19 protein-coding genes and 2 tRNA genes are annotated in these 22646 nt (G+C 58.0%); 1 reads left to right on the top strand and 20 read right to left on the bottom strand.

Annotation, left to right across the window (positions count from 1 at the left end; genetic code table 11):
* The 12 genes from rbfA to rlmE form a co-directional block, all read right to left on the bottom strand.
* The gene (gene rbfA / locus QZR14_RS09360; RefSeq protein WP_311996404.1) at positions 1 to 402 is read right to left on the bottom strand and encodes a 30S ribosome-binding factor RbfA; all 402 of its coding nucleotides are present in this window, start codon (positions 400 to 402) and stop codon (positions 1 to 3) included.
* 160 nt (positions 403 to 562) lie between these two features.
* Positions 563 to 3094 carry a translation initiation factor IF-2 gene (gene infB, locus QZR14_RS09355; RefSeq protein ID WP_311996403.1) on the bottom strand — a complete coding sequence of 844 codons (2532 nt, stop codon included), beginning with the start codon at positions 3092 to 3094 and terminating at the stop codon, positions 563 to 565.
* Positions 3095 to 3121: 27 nt separating this feature from the next.
* The gene (gene nusA, locus QZR14_RS09350; RefSeq protein WP_003221546.1) at positions 3122 to 4603 is read right to left on the bottom strand and encodes a transcription termination factor NusA; all 1482 of its coding nucleotides are present in this window, start codon (positions 4601 to 4603) and stop codon (positions 3122 to 3124) included.
* A gap of 47 nt (positions 4604 to 4650) precedes the next feature.
* Positions 4651 to 5109 carry a ribosome maturation factor RimP gene (rimP, locus tag QZR14_RS09345; protein ID WP_250607075.1) on the bottom strand — a complete coding sequence of 153 codons (459 nt, stop codon included), beginning with the start codon at positions 5107 to 5109 and terminating at the stop codon, positions 4651 to 4653.
* A gap of 139 nt (positions 5110 to 5248) precedes the next feature.
* A tRNA-Met gene (locus QZR14_RS09340) sits at positions 5249 to 5325 on the bottom strand.
* Positions 5326 to 5422: 97 nt separating this feature from the next.
* Positions 5423 to 5508: transfer RNA gene (locus QZR14_RS09335), tRNA-Leu, on the bottom strand.
* A gap of 22 nt (positions 5509 to 5530) precedes the next feature.
* Positions 5531 to 5917 carry a preprotein translocase subunit SecG gene (secG, locus tag QZR14_RS09330; RefSeq protein WP_027610782.1) on the bottom strand — a complete coding sequence of 129 codons (387 nt, stop codon included), beginning with the start codon at positions 5915 to 5917 and terminating at the stop codon, positions 5531 to 5533.
* Between the two features lie 4 nt (positions 5918 to 5921).
* Positions 5922 to 6677, bottom strand: a complete 756-nt coding sequence (gene tpiA / locus QZR14_RS09325; protein ID WP_016986498.1) for a triose-phosphate isomerase — start codon at positions 6675 to 6677, stop codon at positions 5922 to 5924.
* A 65-nt stretch (positions 6678 to 6742) separates the two neighbouring features.
* Entirely contained in the window at positions 6743 to 8080 is a 1338-nt protein-coding gene (gene glmM, locus QZR14_RS09320; protein ID WP_250607073.1) for a phosphoglucosamine mutase, read from the bottom strand.
* Between the two features lie 16 nt (positions 8081 to 8096).
* Positions 8097 to 8948, bottom strand: coding sequence for a dihydropteroate synthase (folP, locus tag QZR14_RS09315; RefSeq protein WP_311996402.1), 852 nt, complete (start codon positions 8946 to 8948; stop codon positions 8097 to 8099).
* Positions 8949 to 8956: 8 nt separating this feature from the next.
* Entirely contained in the window at positions 8957 to 10864 is a 1908-nt protein-coding gene (gene ftsH / locus QZR14_RS09310) for an ATP-dependent zinc metalloprotease FtsH (protein WP_016986501.1), read from the bottom strand.
* A gap of 202 nt (positions 10865 to 11066) precedes the next feature.
* Positions 11067 to 11696: a 23S rRNA (uridine(2552)-2'-O)-methyltransferase RlmE gene (gene rlmE, locus QZR14_RS09305; RefSeq protein ID WP_007915237.1), complete on the bottom strand. Its 630-nt coding sequence runs from the start codon at positions 11694 to 11696 to the stop codon at positions 11067 to 11069.
* Positions 11697 to 11797: 101 nt separating this feature from the next.
* On the opposite strand from rlmE, the gene QZR14_RS09300 reads away from it, so the two are divergent.
* Positions 11798 to 12106 carry a YhbY family RNA-binding protein gene (locus tag QZR14_RS09300; protein ID WP_003221534.1) on the top strand — a complete coding sequence of 103 codons (309 nt, stop codon included), beginning with the start codon at positions 11798 to 11800 and terminating at the stop codon, positions 12104 to 12106.
* A gap of 9 nt (positions 12107 to 12115) precedes the next feature.
* Here QZR14_RS09300 and QZR14_RS09295 read toward each other — a convergent pair whose 3' ends face one another.
* From QZR14_RS09295 to grpE, 8 genes are all read right to left on the bottom strand, one after another.
* Complete coding sequence (locus QZR14_RS09295) at positions 12116 to 12520, bottom strand: MFS transporter (protein WP_311996401.1); 405 nt, start codon at positions 12518 to 12520, stop codon at positions 12116 to 12118.
* A 28-nt stretch (positions 12521 to 12548) separates the two neighbouring features.
* A complete protein-coding gene (gene greA / locus QZR14_RS09290) occupies positions 12549 to 13025 on the bottom strand; it encodes a transcription elongation factor GreA (RefSeq protein WP_003221530.1) in 477 nt (158 codons plus the stop codon).
* A complete protein-coding gene (carB, locus tag QZR14_RS09285; protein ID WP_311996400.1) occupies positions 13022 to 16243 on the bottom strand; it encodes a carbamoyl-phosphate synthase large subunit in 3222 nt (1073 codons plus the stop codon). Before carB ends, greA begins: the two co-directional genes overlap by 4 nt.
* 125 nt (positions 16244 to 16368) lie before the next feature.
* Entirely contained in the window at positions 16369 to 17505 is a 1137-nt protein-coding gene (gene carA / locus QZR14_RS09280; protein ID WP_007915228.1) for a glutamine-hydrolyzing carbamoyl-phosphate synthase small subunit, read from the bottom strand.
* Between the two features lie 257 nt (positions 17506 to 17762).
* Positions 17763 to 18569, bottom strand: coding sequence for a 4-hydroxy-tetrahydrodipicolinate reductase (gene dapB, locus QZR14_RS09275; protein WP_311996399.1), 807 nt, complete (start codon positions 18567 to 18569; stop codon positions 17763 to 17765).
* A gap of 9 nt (positions 18570 to 18578) precedes the next feature.
* Complete coding sequence (dnaJ, locus tag QZR14_RS09270; protein ID WP_311996398.1) at positions 18579 to 19703, bottom strand: molecular chaperone DnaJ; 1125 nt, start codon at positions 19701 to 19703, stop codon at positions 18579 to 18581.
* 297 nt (positions 19704 to 20000) lie between these two features.
* Positions 20001 to 21917 carry a molecular chaperone DnaK gene (gene dnaK / locus QZR14_RS09265; protein WP_311996397.1) on the bottom strand — a complete coding sequence of 639 codons (1917 nt, stop codon included), beginning with the start codon at positions 21915 to 21917 and terminating at the stop codon, positions 20001 to 20003.
* A 102-nt stretch (positions 21918 to 22019) separates the two neighbouring features.
* A complete protein-coding gene (gene grpE / locus QZR14_RS09260; protein ID WP_123464526.1) occupies positions 22020 to 22586 on the bottom strand; it encodes a nucleotide exchange factor GrpE in 567 nt (188 codons plus the stop codon).
* Between the last annotated feature and the right edge of the window lie 60 nt (positions 22587 to 22646).

The following is a 22646-nucleotide window of genomic DNA, read 5'->3' as shown; positions in this document are numbered from 1 at the left end:
TTACTCCTTGGTGTCTTCAGGTGCAGCAACGCCCAGGTGCTGATTGTCTTCAGCCACGGCGCGCTCGATCAGGGCCGACAGGTGCGCACCACGCACGACGGATTCGTCGTAGTGAAAGTGCAATTGCGGCACGCTGCGCAGCTTCATTTCACGGGCCAGTTGCATGCGCAGGAAGCCTGCGGCAGCGTTGAGCACCTTGATGCTTTGCGCGATGTCTTCAGCGTTGTCCTGGCCCATCACGGTGATGAAGATCTTCGCGTGACCGACGTCACGGCTGACTTCAACGGCGGTAATGGTGACCAGACCCACACGTGGATCTTTGACTTCGCGACGGATCAGTTGAGCCAGCTCACGCTGCATCTGATCGCCGATACGTTGGGTACGGCTGTATTCTTTTGCCATGATTTTGTTACCTGTTACTGCCCAGCGGTGAAACCCGCAAGGTCTGAAAGCGGCAAACGCCCGGCCTGACAAAAGCCAGACCGGGCGTTGCGTTTAGAGTCCTGACGCCGTGGCGCGCATCTGCATGCGGCGGCTCGGCGTGGCCCTTGAAGTGCGCGAGTCAGAGGCTGCGAGCAACCTGAACCTTCTCGAAGACTTCGATCTTGTCGCCGACTTTGACGTCGTTGTAGCTCTTCACGCCGATACCGCATTCCATGCCGGCACGCACTTCGGAAGCGTCATCCTTGAAACGGCGCAGGGATTCCAGCTCGCCTTCGAAGATAACGATGTCTTCACGCAGTACACGGATCGGACGGTTACGGTGCACAACACCTTCGATCACCATGCAACCGGCGATCGCGCCAAACTTCGGCGAACGGAACACGTCACGCACTTCGGCCACACCCAGGATGTTCTCGCGAACATCGCTGCCGAGCATACCGGTCAGGGCTTTCTTGACGTCTTCGATGATGTCGTAGATCACGTTGTAGTAACGCATGTCCAGACCTTCCTGCTCGACGATCTTCCGTGCGCCAGCATCGGCACGCACGTTGAAGCCGAACAGTACAGCGTTGGAAGCCAGTGCCAGGTTAGCGTCGGACTCGGTGATACCACCGACACCGCCACCCACTACGCGCACTTGTACTTCGTCGTTGCCCAGGCCATTCAAGGCACCGTTCAACGCTTCCAGCGAACCACGGACGTCGGATTTGAGGACGATGTTGAGCGTCTTCTTCTCGGCCTGACCCATGTTTTCGAAGATGTTTTCCAGCTTGCCGGCGTGAGCGCGAGCCAGTTTGACTTCGCGGAACTTGCCTTGACGGAACAGAGCCACTTCACGGGCTTTCTTCTCGTCAGCCACCACGCTCATCTCGTCGCCAGCGTCCGGGGTACCGTCCAGGCCGAGGATCTCGACAGGGATGGAAGGACCGGCTTCCTTGATCGGCTTGCCGTTCTCGTCGAGCATGGCACGCACGCGGCCATAGTTCGAACCGACCAGAACCATGTCGCCTTGGCGCAGGGTACCGTCTTGAACCAGAACGGTTGCCACCGGGCCACGACCTTTGTCGAGACGCGATTCAACCACAACACCACGGCCAGGAGCCGATGGAGTCGCTTTCAGTTCGAGAACTTCAGCTTGCAGCAGAACGGCTTCAAGCAGCTCGTCCACGCCAGTACCGACTTTCGCCGACACCGGTACGAACGGCGTGTCACCGCCCCAATCTTCCGAAGTCACGCCGTGAACCGACAGTTCGCTACGGATGCGATCGAGATCGGCGCCCGGCTTGTCGATCTTGTTCACTGCAACCACCAGAGGAACGCCGGCTGCCTGAGCATGCTGAACGGCTTCGATGGTTTGTGGCATCACACCGTCGTCCGCCGCAACCACGAGGATCACGATGTCGGTCGCCTTGGCACCACGGGCACGCATTGCGGTAAACGCGGCGTGACCCGGGGTGTCGAGGAAGGTGACCATACCGCGTTCGGTTTCAACGTGGTATGCACCGATGTGCTGGGTGATACCACCGGCTTCGCCAGCAGCTACCTTGGCACGACGGATGTAGTCGAGCAGGGAAGTTTTACCGTGGTCAACGTGGCCCATTACGGTCACGACTGGCGCACGGGAGAACGATTCACCTTCAAACTTCAGGGACTCGGCCAGGGAATCTTCCAGGGCGGTGTCGCTGACCAGGGTCACTTTGTGGCCCAGTTCTTCGGCTACCAGTTGAGCAGTTTCCTGATCAAGCACCTGGTTGATGGTCGCTGGAGTACCCAGTTTGAACATGAACTTGATGATTTCAGCAGCCTTGACCGACATCTGATTGGCGAGATCGCCAACCGTGATGGTCTCGCCGATCTGCACATCACGTACGACAGGGCCGGTTGGGCTCTGGAAACCGTGGGCGTTGCGCTTTTTCAGCTTGGCCTTGCCGCGACCACCGCGACGGAAGCCATCGCTTTCTTCGTCGGTAGTGCGTGGCGCCACACGTGGAGCCGGCGCTTTTTCTTTGACAGATGCGCGATGCGGAGCGTTTTTGCGCTCGCCATCACCACCGCCGCTGCGACGATTGTTGTCGTCGGCACGTGGCTTGTCAGGACGGCGCTGTTCGTTCTGCTTGTTGCGAACTTCAGCAGACGGAGCTGGAGCAGCGGCAACCACCGGCGCGCTTTCGCGAACAGGTTCGGCAGCTACAGCCGGCGCCGCAACGGCGTCGCTGGTAGCGGTCTGCGCAGCAGCAGGCTGGCGGCGCGCTTCTTCTTCGGCGCGCTGCTTGGCTTCTTCCTCAGCCTTCTGACGAGCAGCATTTTCTACTGCGCGACGCTCATCCAGTTCACGCTTGCGTTCGGCTTCGATTTCTTCCGGGCTACGCTGTACGAAAACTTTCTTTTTGCGAACTTCTACGCTGATGCTTTTGCTACCAGCCACACGCAGGGTGCTGGTGGTTTTACGCTGCAGCGTGATCTTGCGTGGTTCTTCCACTTTCGCCTTGTGGCTGCTTTTCAAGTGAGTCAGCAGGGACTGCTTCTCACTGTCAGTCACATTTTCTTCGGCGGCGGTGTGCGGCAGACCTGCCTCACGCATCTGCTGCAACAGGCGCTCTACCGGTGTTTTGACCTCATCGGCCAGTTGTTTCACCGTGACTTGCGTCATGCACTTCTCTCCTCAGGCCGCGCCTAATTACTCGAACCAGTGGGCTCGGGCGGCCATGATCAACTTGCCGGCACGATCATCGTCAATGCCGTCGATGTCGAGCAGGTCGTCAATAGACTGCTCGGCCAGGTCTTCGCGGGTAATTACGCCGCGCACCGCCAGTTCCATCGCCAAATCCTTGTCCATACCCTCAAGCGAGAGCAGGTCTTCGGCCGGATGGGCGTCTGCCAGCTTTTCCTCAGTAGCGATGGCTTTGGTCAACAAACGATCCTTGGCACGAGCGCGAAGCTCGTTGACGATATCTTCGTCAAAGCCGTCGATGTTGAGCATTTCTTCCAACGGTACGTAGGCAATCTCTTCCAGGCTGGTGAAGCCTTCATCTACCAGCACCTGAGCCAGTTCTTCGTCGACTTCCAGCTCGTCGATGAAGTTGCGCAAGATGTCGCCGGTTTCTGCTTGCTGCTTAGCCTGGATGTCCGATTCGGTCATCACGTTCAGGGTCCAGCCAGTCAATTGGCTCGCCAGACGCACGTTCTGACCACCACGACCGATGGCCTGAGCCAGATTGTCTGCGCCAACGGCGATGTCCATTGCGTGGGCATCTTCGTCAACGATAATTGCCGCAACCTCAGCCGGGGACATGGCGTTGATCACGAACTGAGCCGGGTTGTCATCCCACAGGACGATATCAACACGCTCACCGCCCAACTCACCCGACACTGCCTGGACGCGCGAACCGCGCATACCGATGCAAGCGCCCTGCGGGTCGATGCGTTTGTCCTTCGAGCGGACGGCGATCTTGGCGCGCGAACCCGGATCACGGGACGCTGCCATTACTTCGATCAGGCCTTCGGCAATTTCCGGCACTTCGATGCGGAACAGCTCGATCAGCATTTCCGGCGCGGTACGCGACAGGATCAGCTGCGGGCCGCGGTTCTCGGTGCGGATTTCCTTGAGCAGCGCACGCAGGCGCACGCCGACACGGAAAGTTTCGCGAGAAATGATGTCTTCACGGGCCAGCAACGCTTCAGCGTTGTTACCCAGATCGACGATCACGTTGTCGCGGGTGACTTTTTTCACGGTGCCGGAGATGATTTCTCCCAGGCGCTCGCGATAGGCGTCGACCACTTGAGCGCGCTCGGCTTCGCGAACTTTCTGCACGATGACTTGCTTGGCAGTCTGTGCAGCAATGCGGCCGAACTCGATGGATTCGATCTTTTCTTCAACGACGTCGCCAACCTTGGCGCCAGGATGCGTTTCGGCAACCTTGCTTGGCCAGGTTTCGATGGCCGGATCGTCGAGATCATTCTCTTCGACGACCGTCCAGCGACGGAAAGTTTCGTAAGAACCGGTGTGGCGGTTGATTTCCACACGCAGATCTACTTCGTCTTCAAAACGCTTTTTGGTAGCAGTGGCCAGAGCCAGCTCCAGCGCTTCAAAAATTACGCTTGCCGGTACGCCCTTTTCATTGGATACCGACTCAACAACCAGCAGTACTTCTTTGCTCATCGTACGCCTCGCCTTTCGCAAGCCATTGGATCCGCGGGATCCGCGTCTCAGTCAAAACTGGGAATAATGTTGGCCTTGTCGACCATATCGATCGGCAACAGGAACTCATGGTCTTCTACCTGCACCACGACGTCCTGCTCTTCTACACCGCGCAGAAGGCCCTGAAAGTTGCGTCGCCCTTCGAAAGGCGAGCGCAGCTTGATCTTCACTTGTTCACCGGCAAACTTTGCAAACTGCTCAAGAGTGAACAGTGGGCGCTCCATGCCAGGCGAGGAAACTTCGAGGGTGTATTCAACGGAAATTGGATCTTCAACATCCAGTACACCGCTGATCTGACGGCTGACAATGGCGCAATCGTCCACCAGCACGCCACCCTCTTTATCGATATAAACGCGCAACACCGAGAAACGACCACGAGCCGAAAACTCGATACCCCAGCATTCATAGCCCAGGGCCACGACCACCGGGGCCAGCAAGGCCTGCAACTCTTCTAGCTTGCTCGACACCTGAACCCCCTAGTGCATGATATGTGCATGCTTTGCAAAATAAAAAAATGGGCATAACGCCCATCCTTGAAACGCCGTCGAACAGCGGCGTTGAAAGTGTCCAGCTAACAAAAAGCCCCTTAAAAGGGGCTCCTTAAACTGGTTGCGGGGGCCGGATTTGAACCGACGACCTTCGGGTTATGAGCCCGACGAGCTACCAGACTGCTCCACCCCGCGACAAAGCTGGGGCGGAAGTATACGACCGATCCCTTATAGGGTCAATGTAACCTTCCACCTGCAAGAAAGCCCGCAACAGCGGGCTTTCCTGACTAATTGGTACCGAGAAGGGGACTCGAACCCCTACACCCTATGGGCACAACCACCTCAAGGTTGCGTGTCTACCAATTCCACCACCTCGGCAAAACTACGTTTGAAACTCTTCTTACTTCTGCTCTTGAGCTGGAGGTACGTCAGTCGCTGGAGTAGCCGACTTTTGCTCTTGAAGCACCGGGACATCATCAGAAGCCGGTTGTTGTTGCTTAGGTACTTCCAACACTGCTGGATCTGGCAATCCTGCTTGAGTCAGCTGATGAGCCTTCTCTTTAGCAAAGTAACCTAACCCCAAGCTGGTTATGAAGAAACCGGCGGCAAGTATAGCAGTAAACTTACTAAGAAAGGTAGAGGAACCTTGGCTTCCGAACACAGTATTTGAAGCACCTGCTCCGAAAGACGCGCCAGCGTCCGCACCCTTACCCTGCTGCAGCAAAACCAGAGCAACTACGCCCAATGCACCCAGCAGATGAAAAACGACTACGACTGTTTCCAGCATTTTTTCAGTTTCCCGCGGCGCGACAAATCGCACCGAACTCATCTGCATTCAGGGAAGCTCCACCAATGAGCCCCCCATCGATATCCGGCATGCCGAACAGTTCGACCGCATTGGCCGCCTTCACGCTGCCGCCGTATAGAAGCCGCACACCTCGTGCGACTTCAGAATTCTCTGCCGCCAGCTGCTCACGAATGGCTTTATGCACATCCTGAGCTTGCTGCGGCGTTGCAGTCAGTCCGGTACCAATAGCCCAGACCGGCTCGTAAGCAATGACTGCCTTTGCAAAGGCACCAACACCCAGCTCCTCGATGATGCTGCCCAGCTGACGCCCGACAACTTCAAGAGTTTTCCCGGCTTCGCGCTGCTCAAGGGTTTCCCCTATACACAACACCGGAATCAAGCCACATGCCTGTGCCGCTGCGAACTTGCGATTCAGCATTCCGTCTCGCTCACCCATTATCTGGCGGCGTTCGGAGTGCCCGACAAGCACAAGGGAACAACCTGCGTCCACCAACTGACTCGGTGCAATCTCACCGGTCAATGCACCTTGCATGGATTCCACCGCAGAATTCTGCGCACCGACCGAAATCGATTTGCCTTTCAAGCCATCAATCACTTGATTGATATACAAGCAAGGCGGGAATACCGCGACATCAACACCGCTTGGCAAGGCCAGATGACGAAGGCCGTTGATCAGCTCAGCGACGCTGGCGCGGGTACCGTGCATCTTCCAGTTACCAGCTACCATAGGGCGACGCATGCTGTACCTCGTCGGTCAAAGTGGGCGCAGATGTTACCCAACACAATCATGGCTTGCAAGCCGTATCAGGCAGAAACTTCAGTTACCAGTTTTGCCAGCTCTTCGGCGTAGTTGCGAACCTGGGTTTCGTCCTCGCCTTCGACCATTACGCGCACCAGAGGCTCTGTGCCGGACTTGCGCAGAAGCACACGACCGCGTCCAGCCATTGCCTGGGTGACGCGTGCACTGGCTTCCTTGACAGCCGGGTGCTCCAGCGGACTTTCGCCACCGCCGAAACGCACATTGATCAAAACCTGAGGGCACTTGCGCAGTGCCTGACGCGTCTGCGCCAATCCTTCATTTCGGGCCTTCAGCGCCATCAACACCTGCAACGCAGCGATGATCGCATCACCGGTCGTGGTGTGATTGAAGCAAACGATATGCCCCGAATTTTCTCCGCCGACCAGCCAATCGCGCTCAAGCAACTCGGCGATCACGTAGCGGTCGCCCACATTGGCACGAATGAAAGGGATCGAAAGATCCGCCAGCGCAAGTTCCAGCCCCAGATTACTCATCAGGGTACCAACGACGCCGCCCTGCAATTTCCCGCGCTCATGCAGGTCACGAGCGATGATAAACAGCAATTCGTCACCATCGACGATGGTACCCGTATGATCGACCATCAGCACCCGATCACCATCACCATCGAAAGCAATACCCAGGTCGGCATGCTCGGCGAGCACCGCTGCCTGCAACTGCCCCATGTGGGTCGAGCCGCAGTTTTCATTGATATTCAGACCGTTTGGCTGCGCTGACAGCACAACGACCTCTGCTCCCAACTCGCGGAAGACGCTCGGAGCCACCTTATAAGTCGCACCATGCGCACAGTCGATAACGATCTTGAGGCCGGAAAAACTGGTCCCCGTAGGCACGCTGCTCTTGCAGAACTCGATGTAGCGACCCGACGCATCGTTGATTCGCGAGACTTTACCGATCTTGCTCGATTCGACCACTGTCATCGGGGTATCGAGCAGTTCTTCGATCATCAACTCCAGCTCATCCGGCAGTTTGGTACCTTTGCCGGAGAAGAACTTGATGCCGTTGTCGTCATGCGGATTGTGCGAGGCACTGATCACAATACCGGCCTCAGCCTGGAACGTGCGCGACAGATAGGCAATGGCCGGCGTCGGCATAGGACCCAGCAGCATCACGTCAGCCCCCGCCGAGGTCAGACCAGCCTCAAGTGCCGACTCGAACATATAACCGGAAATCCGTGTGTCCTTGCCGACCAGCACCTTGCAGGCGCCCATCTTGCGGAACGCCATGCCGGCAGCCCAGCCGAGCTTGAGCATGAAGTCAGGAGTAATCGGGTATTCACCGACTCGACCACGAATGCCGTCAGTACCAAAGTATTTCTTGCTCATAAGTGCTCCATCATTCTTATTCGGCTGATTCCACGGCCGCGATCATGCGCACCACGTCTACCGTTTCCGCTACATCATGGACGCGCAATATACTCGCCCTCTTCACCGATGCCAGCGCCGCCAGTGCCAGACCACCATGCAGCCGCTCACCGACAGGACGATTCAAAGCCTGACCGATCATGCTCTTTCGGGAAACACCGACAAGCAAAGGCCTGCCCAGCGCATGGAGGGCTTCCATGTGCTTGAACAAGCTTAGGTTGTGCTGAAGGGTTTTGGCGAAACCGAAACCCGGGTCGAGAATGATCCGCTGCGCAGGAATACCGGCCGCCGCACATTGCGCCATGCGCTCAGCAAGAAATTCACCGACTTCGCGCGTGACGTCCTGATACTGCGGATTGTCCTGCATGTCTCCGGGCTCACCGAGCATATGCATGAGGCACACCGGCAAACCCGTAGCCGCCGCCGCATCCAGCGCACCATCGCGCCGCAGTGACCGCACATCGTTGATCAACCCGGCACCCAACCGAGCGGTTTCGCGCATGACGGCCGGAGTCGAGGTATCCACCGAGATGATCACATCAAGCTCGCGATTGATCAGCTCGACGATCGGCGCCACACGCTCAAGCTCTTCGAGCGGGGACACCGCTCGCGCACCAGGACGAGTCGATTCACCACCGACATCAATCAGCGTCGCACCCGCCGCAACCATGGCTTCGGCATGGCGCAAGGCCGCATCGAGCTGGCTGTATTGGCCGCCGTCGGAGAAAGAATCAGGGGTTACATTGAGAATACCCATGACATGCGTCTGGGCTAAATCAAGAACCCGGTTGCCGCAAGGCAACCGGGTCAGGGACTGTACAGAAGTCATTTCAAACCTTAAACGTCAGCAGCCGGACCGCCAATCGGTGTTTCCGGACGCTCGTCACGCACCACTGGAGGTGGTGGTGTACCGGTACCACCCGACCAGTCACGAGGCTCGCGAGGAGTACGACCCGCCATGATGTCGTCGATTTGCTCGGCATCGATCGTCTCGTACTTCATCAGAGCGTCAGCCATTGCATCGAGCTTGTCACGGTTATCCGTGAGGATCTGCTTGGCCGTGCCGTAGCACTGGTCAATGATGCTGCGCACTTCGGAGTCGATCAGCTTGGCCGTCTCACCAGAGAAGCTGGCAGCCTGACCACCACCACCGCGACCGAGGAAGACTTCACCCTCTTCTTCGGCGTACATCAACGGGCCGAGTTTTTCCGACAGCCCCCACTTGGTGACCATATTCCGTGCGATCTGACTGGCACGCATGATGTCGTTGGAAGCGCCGGTGGTCACACCATCGAAACCGAGGGTCATTTCCTCAGCGATACGGCCGCCGTACAGCGAGCAGATCTGGCTGATCAGCGCACGCTTGGACAGGCTGTAGCGATCTTCTTCCGGCAGGAACATGGTTACACCCAGCGCACGACCGCGCGGAATGATCGACACCTTGTAGACGGGATCATGCTCAGGCACGACGCGACCAACGATTGCGTGGCCTGCTTCGTGATAAGCGGTGTTCTGCTTCTCTTTCTCGGACATGACCATCGATTTGCGCTCGGCGCCCATCATGATCTTGTCTTTTGCCAGTTCGAACTCTTTCATTTCGACGATGCGTTTGCCGCTGCGTGCAGCGAACAGCGAAGCTTCGTTGACCAGGTTAGCCAGGTCAGCACCGGAGAAGCCCGGAGTACCACGCGCGATAACGGCCGGAGCAACGTCGTCACCCATTGGCACTTTGCGCATGTGAACCTTGAGAATCTGCTCGCGACCACGGATATCCGGCAGACCGACCACGACCTGACGGTCAAAACGGCCCGGACGCAGCAGCGCAGGGTCGAGTACGTCTGGACGGTTGGTTGCAGCGATAACAATGATGCCATCGTTCATTTCGAAGCCGTCCATCTCAACCAGCAACTGGTTGAGGGTCTGCTCACGCTCATCGTGACCGCCACCCATGCCGGCGCCACGATGGCGACCGACGGCGTCGATTTCGTCGATGAAGATGATGCAAGGGGCGTGCTTTTTGGCCTGTTCGAACATGTCGCGAACACGGCTGGCACCGACACCGACGAACATCTCGACAAAGTCAGAACCGGAAATGGTGAAGAACGGCACCTTGGCTTCGCCGGCAATCGCCTTGGCCAGCAAGGTTTTACCGGTACCCGGAGGACCGACCATCAGCACGCCACGCGGAATGCGACCGCCCAGACGCTGGAACTTGCCCGGATCACGGAGGAACTCAACGAGCTCGCCAACTTCTTCTTTGGCTTCGTCGCAACCGGCAACGTCAGCCAAAGTGGTTTTCACTTGGTCTTCGGAGAGCAGGCGCGCCTTGCTCTTGCCAAAGCTCATTGGCCCACCCTTGCCGCCGGCACCGCCCTGCATCTGGCGCATGAAGAACATGAACACCGCGATGATCACCAAGATCGGGAAGCTGGCTACCAGCAACTGGGTCCAGATGCTTTGCTGTTCAGGCTGCTTGCCTTCAACAACAACGTGGTTGTCGACCAGATCGCCGATCAGGCCATTGTCCTGGATTGCCGGACGAATGGTCTTGAAGCTGTCGCCATCGTTGCGCTTGCCGGTAATCACATAACCATCAACGGCTACGCGCTCGACCTTGCCATCCTTGACCTGCTGGATGAAGTCGGAATAGTTGAGGGTCTGCGGCTCGTTAGGGCTGGAGAAGTTGTTCATCACCGTCACCAGGACAGCCGCGATGATCAACCACAGGATCAGATTCTTTGCCATATCGTTCAATTAACTACCCTCTGAAGCAAGCTCCGCTACTGGCGCGCGCTTCGCATGATATTCACCGGCCTAACTTACTACATTACCTACGACTCTGGCAGGCGCCGTCTGTAACCCTTTGTGAAACACTTTCTACACAATATTCGCTTATGCACGCGGGGCGAAATACGAAAAACCTATCACCCCACCCAAAAACCTCGTTTTACTCGCTACGGCCGCGGTAGCCCCAAGCCAACATGTATTGCTCACGGGAACTGCCACGGGAAGAGTCTGGCTTGATCATCTGGATCTTGTCGAACTTCTTCCGAGCATCCTTCAGGTAAACATCAAACCCTTCACCCTGAAATATCTTGATCACGAAATTTCCACCCGGCTTGAGTATCCGTTCCGCCAGATCAAGCGCCAGCTCGCAAAGGAACATGGCTTTTGGCATATCCACTTCAGGCGTACCACTCATATTGGGGGCCATATCGGAAATCACAAGGTCCACCTGTGAATTACCCACGGCCTCAAGAATTCGACCGAGCACTTCGTCCTCGGTGAAGTCACCCTGAATGAAAGTCACGTCCGGAATGCTGTCCATTTCCAGGATGTCCGAAGCGATCAGACGCCCCTGACCACCGATCAGCCGGCTAGTGACCTGCGACCAGCCGCCAGGCGCGGCGCCCAGGTCGACAACGCTCATGCCGGGACGGATCAGTTTGTATTTCTCCTGGATCTCCAGAAGTTTGTAGCTCGCACGCGAGCGGTAGCCATCCTTCTGCGCTTGCTTCACATAGGGATCGTTGACATGTCGTTTCAGCCAACCAAGGCTTGTCTTGGAACGCGCCATTGGGCACCTCGATGATTAGGGTCGTGATTAATTGGGCGGATCCACGAGCCCTCGGGTAAAATGGCCGCCATTTTACAGAATCCAGACGAAAGGGTCAGATTATGCCGCTCACTCCAGAGCAGAAGAAACAGTACAAATCCATTGGCCACCACCTGAAACCGGTTTTGACAGTGGCTGACAACGGTTTGACTGAAGGTGTTTTAGCCGAACTTGAACGCGCCTTGGCGGATCATGAGCTGATCAAGATCAAGCTCAATATCCTCGATCGCGAGTCGCGCCTGGCGCACATTGCAGAACTGTGCAAGGTCGGCAAAGCGGACCTGGTACAGGTCATCGGCAAGATGGCGCTGGTCTACCGCAAGAACTTCAGCGTCAACAAGCAGCTGTCGAACGTTCATCGCTTCAAGTGATGACAAGGGTCAAGGGTGTGCCTGGCGCACCCTGCCACTCCATCCCGGCACCGGCTGCATCACCAGCACCAACCCTGAAAACCCCAGAACCAGATAACTGAACACCTGCCAGCGCTGCGCATCCGGCCAGCCGACACGCACTGCGACAAACATCGCACACGCATAAAACGCCATCAGCAACACCTGCCCGCGAAAATCTCGCCACAGGCTTGCAAGCCCCTCAGCCTGTACCAGCACCAAAGCCTGAAAGATCACGCATGCGGCGGCGAACCCCACCGCCAGTACTTCGAATGCACTGGCCACCTCATCGATCAGCAGCGGTGCCAGGCCAATCTTGCCCAACGCCGGCTGCAAACCGAGATGAATCAGCCATAGACCGCCAACCCAAAGCATCTGGGTCAGCTGCCAAAGCATGGCGCCCGCATGCAGCGGGCGCCCTTTTTCAGATGTGACGGACTTCGACAATCTCGTACTCGATCACGCCGCTTGGCGTTTTCACGGCGACCACATCGCCCTCTTCCTTGCCAATCAAGGCGCGGGCCAAAGGCGAGCCGACCGAAATCTTGCCGAGTTTGAAGTCAGCCTCATCCTCACCCACGATGTGGTAAGTGACGCTTTCGTCAGTCTCGACGTTGGCGATTTCGACGGTGGTCCCGAAAATCACTTTGCCGGTGTGCGGGATGGTCGTGACATCGATGATGACCTGATTCTGAATCCGGCCTTCGATGTCACGAATCCGCGCCTCGACCATGCCCTGCTGTTCGCGGGCGGCATGGTATTCAGCGTTTTCTTTCAAGTCACCCAACTCGCGGGCCGTACCGATGTCCTGGCTGAGCTTCGGACGGACGACCTTGGTCAGGTGAGCGTGTTCTTCTTCCAGGGCTTTAGCGCCCTGGACGGTCATAGGGTATTTGATCATGCCTTCAATCCTGCATGTAGATCCTGCAAGCGGCGCACGGTCTTCTCGGGACCGAACTTCAGCGCTTCACAGATAGCTTCGCCCGCAGCAATGGTAGTGGTGCAGTAAATCTTGTGCTGCAGGGCATTACGACGAATGGAGTAGGAATCAGCGATCGACTGACGACCTTCGGTGGTGTTGATGATCAGCGTGACTTCGTCATTCTTGATCATGTCGACCACGTGCGGACGCCCCTCGGTCACCTTGTTCACACGGCGCACTTTCAGGCCTGCGGCTTCGATCAGCTTGGCAGTGCCAGCAGTGGCAACCACTTCGAAGCCCAAGTTGATCAGATCACGGGCTACGCCTGCAACCAGTGGCTTGTCATCATCGCGCACGCTGATGAATGCGGTACCGCCGGTCGGCAGCACTTCGCTGGCGCCCATCTGGGCTTTGGCAAATGCTTCACCGAAGGTGTCGCCGACGCCCATCACTTCACCAGTCGACTTCATCTCTGGGCCGAGGATCGGGTCAACGCCAGGGAATTTGGCGAACGGGAACACCGCCTCTTTCACGCTGTAGAAGTTCGGGATGATTTCTTTGGTGAAGCCGATTTCTTTCAGGGTCTTACCGGCCATCACGCGGGCAGCGATCATGGCCAGGGAGACACCGATGCACTTCGACACGAACGGCACGGTACGCGAAGCGCGCGGGTTGACTTCGATGACATAGATGTCTTCGCCTTGTAGCGCCAACTGCACGTTCATCAGGCCGACAACGCCCAGCTCCAGGGCCATTTTCTTGACCTGTTCGCGCATCTCGTCCTGGATGTGCGCCGGCAGCGAGTACGGCGGCAGCGAGCACGCGGAGTCACCGGAGTGAACGCCCGCCTGTTCGATGTGCTGCATGATCGCGCCGATCACCACGTCCTTGCCGTCGCAGACCGCATCCACGTCCATCTCGATGGCGCAGTTGAGGAAGTGGTCGAGCAGGACCGGGCTGTCGTTGGACACTTGCACCGCGTCACGCAGATAACGCTTGAGCTCGTCTTCCTTGTATACGATTTCCATCGCACGACCGCCCAATACATAGGACGGACGCACCACCAGCGGGTAACCGATCTTGGCAGCAGCACGAACGGCTTCGTCTTCGCTGCGCACGGTGGCGTTTGGCGGCTGACGCAGGTTCAGGCGCTCAACCATTTGCTGGAAACGCTCACGGTCTTCAGCGCGGTCGATGGCGTCAGGGCTGGTGCCGATGATCGGCACGCCAGCGGCTTCCAGAGCACGAGCCAGTTTCAGCGGGGTCTGGCCGCCGTACTGGACAATCACGCCTTTCGGCTTCTCGACGCGGCAGATCTCCAGTACGTCTTCCAGGGTTACCGGCTCGAAGTACAGACGGTCGGACGTGTCGTAGTCCGTGGAAACGGTTTCCGGGTTGCAGTTGACCATGATGGTTTCGTAGCCGTCTTCGCGCAGCGCGAGGGCGGCGTGTACGCAGCAGTAGTCGAACTCGATGCCCTGGCCGATACGGTTCGGACCGCCGCCCAGAATCATGATCTTGTCACGACCCGACGGCGCTGCTTCGCACTCTTCTTCGTACGTCGAGTAGAGGTAAGCGGTGTCGGTGGCGAACTCGGCGGCGCAGGTGTCAACGCGCTTGTAGACCGGGAACACTTCCAGCTTCTGGCGGTGAGTACGCAGGTTCTTCTCGGTCACACCCAGCAATTTCGCCAGACGCTGATCGGAGAAGCCTTTGCGCTTGAGCTTGAACATCAGGTCGCGGTCGATCGCGGACAGACCGAGGGTCTTGACCTTTTCTTCGTCCTTGATCAGATCTTCGATCTGCACCAGGAACCACGGATCGATCATGTTCATGTCGAAGATTTCTTCGACAGTCATGCCGGCACGGAAAGCGTCCGCCACGTACCAGATACGCTCGGCGCCCGGCACGGTCAGTTCGCGCTTGAGCACGCTCATGCTTTCCGGGTTGCTCAGGTCGAGCTTCTCGTCCAGACCGCAAACGCCGACTTCCAGACCGCGCAGGGCTTTCTGCAGGGATTCCTGGAAGGTACGGCCGATGGCCATGACTTCACCGACCGACTTCATTTGCGTGGTCAGGCGTGCGTCAGCCTTGGCGAATTTTTCGAAGGCAAAGCGTGGCAGCTTGGTCACGACGTAGTCGATCGACGGCTCGAAGGACGCCGGAGTTTTGCCGCCGGTGATGTCGTTCGACAGTTCGTCGAGGGTGTAACCCACAGCCAGTTTGGCCGCGACTTTGGCGATCGGGAAACCGGTGGCTTTCGAAGCCAGTGCCGAAGAGCGCGATACACGCGGGTTCATTTCGATCACGACCATGCGGCCAGTGTTCGGGCAGATACCAAATTGAACGTTGGAACCGCCAGTCTCGACGCCGATCTCGCGCAGCACTGCCAGCGAGGCGTTACGCAGGATTTGGTATTCCTTGTCGGTCAGGGTCTGAGCGGGAGCAACAGTGATCGAGTCACCGGTGTGCACACCCATCGGGTCGAAGTTTTCGATCGAGCAGACGATGATGCAGTTGTCCTTTTTGTCGCGGACAACTTCCATTTCATATTCTTTCCAGCCGATCAGCGATTCGTCGATCAGCAGCTCTTTGGTCGGCGACAGGTCCAGACCACGGGCGCAGATTTCTTCGAACTCTTCACGGTTGTAAGCGATACCGCCACCGGTGCCGCCCATGGTGAAGGACGGACGGATGATGCACGGGAAGCCCAGGGTTTCGAGAACCGCGTTAGCTTCTTCCATGCTGTGGGCGATACCGGAACGCGGGCACGCCAGGCCGATGGATTTCATCGCCTTGTCGAAACGCGAACGGTCTTCAGCCTTGTCGATGGTGTCGGCGTTGGCGCCGATCATTTCCACGCCGAACTTCTCCAGAACGCCTTCGCGCTCCAGGTCCAGGGCGCAGTTCAGAGCGGTCTGGCCGCCCATGGTTGGCAACACGGCATCCGGACGCTCTTTCTCGATGATCTTGGCAACGGTCTGCCACTTGATCGGCTCGATGTAGGTGGCGTCGGCCATGTCCGGGTCGGTCATGATGGTGGCCGGGTTGGAGTTCACCAGGATGACGCGGTAACCCTCTTCGCGCAGGGCTTTACAGGCCTGGGCGCCGGAGTAGTCGAATTCGCAGGCCTGGCCGATAACGATCGGGCCAGCGCCGAGAATCAGGATGCTTTTAATGTCTGTACGTTTTGGCATGGGTTTGTCACTCAAATCCGCAGGTCAGTCGGCAAGCCGTCTTGATCGATTTCTGAAGTCTCGAAGGGGCCGCCGGTGTCGGGGCCACCCTCGAGGGCTTCTCTCTACAGTCTCAAGGCGAACGCTTAGCGTCGCTTGGCCATCTCGTTGATGAAGCGGTCGAACAGTGGCGCAACATCGTTCGGGCCCGGGCTCGCTTCAGGGTGCCCCTGGAAGCTGAACGCGCTCTTGTCGGTACGCTCGATGCCTTGCAGGGTGCCGTCGAACAGCGATTTGTGGATCGCTCGCACGTTGGCTGGCAGGGTTTCTTCGTCTACCGCGAAACCGTGGTTCTGGCTGGTGATCATCACGACGCCAGTGTCCAGATCCTGCACCGGGTGGTTGGCACCGTGGTGGCCGTGGCCCATTTTCAGGGTCTTGGCACCGGAAGCCAGGGCCAGCAACTGGTGACCGAGGCAGATGCCGAATACCGGAATTTCGGTCTCCAGCACTTCCTTGATCGCCTTGATCGCGTAGTCGCATGGCTCTGGATCACCAGGGCCGTTGGACAGGAACACGCCGTCCGGCTTCAGTGCCAGCACATCAGCGGCAGGCGTCTGCGCAGGTACGACGGTGACGCGGCAGCCGCGCTCAACCAGCATGCGCAGGATGTTGACCTTGACGCCGTAGTCGTAGGCAACCACGTGATAAGGCAGTTCGGAAGCGTCGATGGTCGCGTGGCTGTCGGTCTTCAGATCCCAGACAGTCGAGCGCCATTCGTATTGGGTCTTGGTGCTGACGACTTTCGCCAGATCCATGCCCTTCAGGCCCGGGAAGCCTTGAGCAGCGGCGATTGCCGCTTCTTCGGAGATGTTGTCGCCGGCCATGATGCAGCCGTTCTGTGCGCCTTTTTCACGCAGGATGCGGGTCAGGCGACGGGTGTCGATACCGGCGATTGCCACAACGTTGTTGGCTTTCAGGTAATCGGACAGGGACATCGTGTTACGCCAGTTGCTCGCTACCAACGGCAGGTCACGAATGACCAGGCCAGCGGACCAGACGCGGTCGGACTCGGCATCTTCCGGGGTGGTGCCGGTGTTGCCGATGTGCGGGTAAGTCAGGGTAACGATCTGTTGGGCGTAGGAAGGATCGGTAAGGATTTCCTGATAGCCGGTCATTGCGGTGTTGAACACCACCTCACCAACGGTTTGACCGTCGGCTCCAATGGCTTCGCCGCGAAAAATGCTGCCATCAGCAAGGGCAAGTATGGCTGGCTTAGTCAAGAAGACCTCCCGTAAATAACGCATGAAAGGGCGATCGCAGGTTGTAAAAAAGCGGAGTGACGTATGGACACGTCACCCCGCTTCTTCACTGAATTATTCTGCGCGCTTTTAGTGGACACACTAAAGCTGTAGCTTACAGAAAAAGGCTTTTTTGGTCCACCGCTAAAGAGCCTAAAAGGCCGGAGAATGCGACAGGTCGTCGCCGAGCGGAGAAAAACCAGCGCAAACAGGGCGTTTGCGCCGGGTTCAGCAATGAATCAACGCAGGTCGAGTACGTCCTGCATGTCGTACAGACCCGGTTCGCGACCGTCCAGCCACAACGCGGCACGCACCGCGCCCTTGGCAAACGTCATGCGACTCGATGCCTTGTGCGTGATCTCCAGACGCTCACCTTCGCAGGCAAACAGCACGGTGTGATCACCCACCACATCACCGCCGCGCACGGTGGCGAAACCAATGGTTTCACGCTCGCGGGCGCCGGTGTGTCCCTCACGACCATAGATCGCAACCTTCTGCAGATCACGATCCAGCGCACTGGCAATCACTTCGCCCATGCGCAACGCCGTACCTGACGGCGCATCGATCTTGTGACGGTGATGGGCTTCGATGATTTCGATATCCGCATCATCACCCAGCACACGCGCCGCCATGTCGAGCAACTTCAGCGACAGATTAACGCCGACACTGAAGTTGGCCGCGAAGACGATCGGAATATCCTTGCCCGCCTCGACCAGCAACTGCTTCTGCGCAGCGTCCAGCCCGGTGGCGCCGATCACCATGGCCTTGCCGGCCTTGCGGCAGAACGCGAGGTTTTTCAGCATCACTTCCGGCAGGGTGAAGTCGATCAAGACGTCGAACTCTTCAGCCACAGCCTCGATATGCCCGGACAGCGGCACACCGATGCGACCCAGCGAGGCCAGCTCACCGGCATCGACGCCGATCAGCGTGCTGCCAGGACGCACCACCGCAGCGGTCAAACCGGTCAGCGGCGCGCGCTGCTGCACGGCCTCGACCAGAATCTTACCCATGCGCCCAGCAGCGCCCATCACAGCTATACGTCGCATGCCGACTCCTTACAGATCGCCGAAGAAGCGCTTCACACCGTCGAACCAACCAGTGGTTTTTGGCGAATGGCTGTTGTCGTCGGCCAGCGAACTGCGGAACTCTTCCAGCAGCTCGCGCTGACGACGGTTCAGGTTGACCGGAGTCTCGACTGCCACACGGCACATCAAGTCGCCCGCACCACCGCCACGTACCGGCGCCACACCTTTGCCGCGCACGCGGAACTGCTTGCCGGTCTGAGTGCCCTCAGGGATTTTCAGTTTGACGCGACCGTCGAGGGTCGGAATTTCCAGCTCGCCGCCCAATGCAGCATCGACGAAGCTGATCGGCACTTCGCAGAACAGATGCTTGCCATCGCGCTGGAAGATGTCGTGCTCGCGCACATTGATGACGACATACAGGTCGCCCGTCGGGCCGCCCTGCGTACCCGCTTCGCCTTCGCCGGACAGACGAATGCGGTCTCCGGTATCGACGCCGGCCGGTACTTTGACCGACAGGGTTTTGTACTCTTCAACGCGGCCGTCACCGTGGCAGGAGTCGCACGGATCGGAAATGATCTTGCCCTGGCCATGGCAACGCGGGCAGGTTTGCTGCACCGAGAAGAAGCCCTGCTGCATACGCACCTGACCGATGCCGCCGCAGGTCGGGCACGTCGAAGGCGACGAGCCTTTCTTCGCACCGGAACCATCGCACGGCTTGCAGTTGACCAGCGTCGGAACGCGGATATTCACGGTCGTGCCGCGCACCGCTTCTTCCAGATTCAGCTCCAGGGTGTAGCGCAAGTCGCTGCCACGCTGGGCGCCGCCACGGGAACCGCCGCGACCGCCACCGAAGAAATCACTGAAGACATCGCCAAAGATGTCCGAGAAGTTCTGGCCACCGAAACCGGCACCACCGCCACCCATGCTCGGGTCGACGCCGGCGTGACCGTACTGGTCGTACGCCGCGCGCTTGCTGGAATCGGACAGCACTTCGTAGGCCTCATTGGCCTCTTTGAACATATCTTCCGACGCTTTGTCACCGGGATTACGGTCCGGGTGGTGCTTCATCGCCAGGCGACGGTAGGCCTTTTTCAGGTCCGCTTCGCTTGAGCCGCGCTCAACACCCAATACTTCGTAATAGTCACGCTTTGCCATAAGTTCTTTGCACTCTTGAGGACGTCCGGCAAACCCCTCCTGAGGATGGCCAAACTCGTTGAGCCCCAATACAGGCCCGGACCCAACTCACGTCAATTCAACGATCCTGGTCTTTGTTTCTTGTGGTACTTGCGGCGCGGAAAGCAGGAGCATTCCCGGCCATACCAGCAACACGCGAGGCTTGTCGCATGCTGTAAAAATTCGCGTATTCCAGATACGCCAACGCGGGAGCTAGCTCCCGCGCGGCGACATCCTACCAGTCACTGCCTGAAGGCAGTCAACCGGCCGACCAACAACTTACTTGTGGTCTTTGACTTCTTCGAACTCTGCATCGACAACGTCGTCAGCCTTCTCAGCCGATTCGCCTTGCGGGGCCGCGCCATCAGCTGGCTGAGCCTGTTCGGCGTACATCTTCTGAGCAACCGGGGCGGAGACTTTCGACAGCTCCTCAACCTTGGCTTCGATGGCAGCCTTGTCGTCGCCTTTGACAGCGGCTTCCAGAGCAACCACAGCAGCCTCGATCGCAGTCTTCTCTTCGGCGGTGACCTTGTCGCCCGCGTCAGCAATCATCTTGCGAGTCGAGTGAACCAGTGCGTCACCCTGGTTGCGGGCAGCGGCCAGCTCTTCAAACTTGCGGTCTTCCTCAGCGTTGGCTTCGGCGTCACGCACCATGCGCTCGATTTCTTCGTCGGACAGACCGGAGTTGGCCTTGATCACGATCGACTGGGTCTTGCCGGTAGCCTTGTCTTTCGCACCAACGTGCAGGATGCCGTTAGCGTCGATGTCGAAGGTCACTTCGATCTGCGGCACGCCACGTGGAGCTGGTGGAATGTCGGCCAGGTCGAACTTGCCCAAGGACTTGTTCTGTGCGGCTTGCTTGCGCTCACCCTGCAGAACATGAATGGTCACAGCGCCCTGATTGTCGTCGGCAGTCGAGAACACTTGCGATTTCTTGGTAGGAATCGTGGTGTTTTTCTCGATCAGCGCGGTCATCACGCCACCCATGGTTTCGATACCCAGGGTCAGCGGGCTGACGTCGAGCAGCAGAACGTCTTTCACGTCACCGGCCAGAACGGCGCCCTGAATCGCAGCACCCATGGCAACGGCTTCGTCCGGGTTAACGTCTTTGCGCGCTTCTTTACCGAAGAAATCGGTAACCAGCTTCTGTACCAGCGGCATACGGGTCTGGCCACCGACCAGAATCACGTCGTTGATCGCGCCAACGTCGATACCCGCGTCTTTCATGGCGATGCGGCAAGGCTCGATGGTGCGCTGAACCAGGTCTTCTACCAATGCTTCGAGCTTGGCACGCGAGATCTTCACGTTCAGGTGCTTAGGACCGGTGGCGTCTGCAGTGATGTACGGCAGGTTGACGTCGGTCGACTGAGCGGACGACAGCTCGATCTTGGCTTTCTCAGCGGCTTCTTTCAGGCGCTGCATGGCCAGCGGATCACCTTTGAGGTTCATGCCGCTTTCTTTCTTGAATTCGTCAACGAGGTAGTCGATCAGACGAATGTCAAAGTCTTCACCGCCAAGGAACGTGTCACCGTTGGTGGCCAGAACTTCGAACTGGTGCTCGCCATCAACTTCAGCGATCTCGATCACGGAAACGTCGAAAGTACCGCCACCCAGGTCATAAACGATCACGGTGTGATCGCCCTTGGCCTTGTCCATACCGTAGGCCAGAGCCGCTGCGGTTGGTTCGTTGATGATACGTTTTACGTCCAGACCGGCGATGCGGCCGGCGTCTTTGGTCGCCTGACGCTGGCTGTCATTGAAGTAGGCCGGAACGGTAATCACCGCTTCGGTCACGGTCTCGCCGAGGTAGTCTTCGGCGGTCTTCTTCATCTTCTTCAGAATTTCAGCCGAGATTTGTGGCGGTGCCATTTTCTGGCCGTTCACTTCAACCCAGGCGTCGTTGTTGTCAGCCTTGACGATCTTGTAAGGGACCATCTGGATGTCTTTCTGCACAACTTCTTCGTCGAAGCGACGACCGATCAGACGCTTTACCGCGTACAGAGTGTTGTGCGGGTTGGTCACAGCCTGACGCTTGGCCGACTGACCTACCAGGATTTCGCCATCGTTGGCGTAAGCGATGATCGACGGCGTGGTACGCGCGCCTTCAGCGTTTTCGATAACTTTTGGTTTGCCGTTTTCCAGCACGGAGACGCAGGAGTTGGTGGTCCCCAGGTCGATACCGATAATTTTGCCCATGTTAACTCTCCCGAAACTTTGGATTTTGTTGCCGCAGCAGTGGTGGCTAACTGCGGTAATACTTAAACGCTTGACTTCTAAATGGGGGCCTTGCGGCTAATTTCAAGCCTTCTCGTCAATCGAAGGCGAAATTGGCGCAGGCGCCTTGCTGACCACAACCATGGCCGGACGCAGCAGGCGACCGTTGAGCTGGTAGCCCTTCTGGAACACCTTCAGGACGCTGTTCGGTTCCACGTCGGCGCTTTCTTGCATGGCCATCGCCTGATGGTGAACGGCGTTGAACGGTTCGCCGTGCGGGTCGATCGCTTCCAGCTGATAACGCTTGAGGGTGTCGTGGAACATTTTCAGCGTCAGCTCGATGCCTTCGCGCATCGGACGAATGCTTTCATCGTCCGGGCTCGACAACTCGAGGCCGCGCTCCAGGCTGTCGACGATCGGCAACAGGTCGCCGGCAAATTTTTCCAGGGCAAACTTGTGCGCCTTCTCGACGTCCTGTTCGGCACGGCGACGGACGTTCTGCAGATCAGCAGCAACACGCAGAGATTGATCCTGCGCGGCGGCCAATTGCTCTTCGAGCACTTGTACACGGGTCGCCAGGTCATCACCCGAACCTTCGGGCGCCTGATTGGCTTCTGGGTTTTGCGTATCTACTGTCTGTTCGTCAGCCATAGAATTCTCCTTTCAATTTCGTCCGCGAGCCTGACTCGCGCTTCTGCCCCGATATATGGG

The sequence above is a fragment of the Pseudomonas sp. rhizo66 genome, from assembly GCF_031931925.1.
Taxonomy (GTDB): Bacteria; Pseudomonadota; Gammaproteobacteria; order Pseudomonadales; family Pseudomonadaceae; genus Aquipseudomonas.
This window is presented reverse-complemented; position numbering and strand designations above follow the sequence as displayed.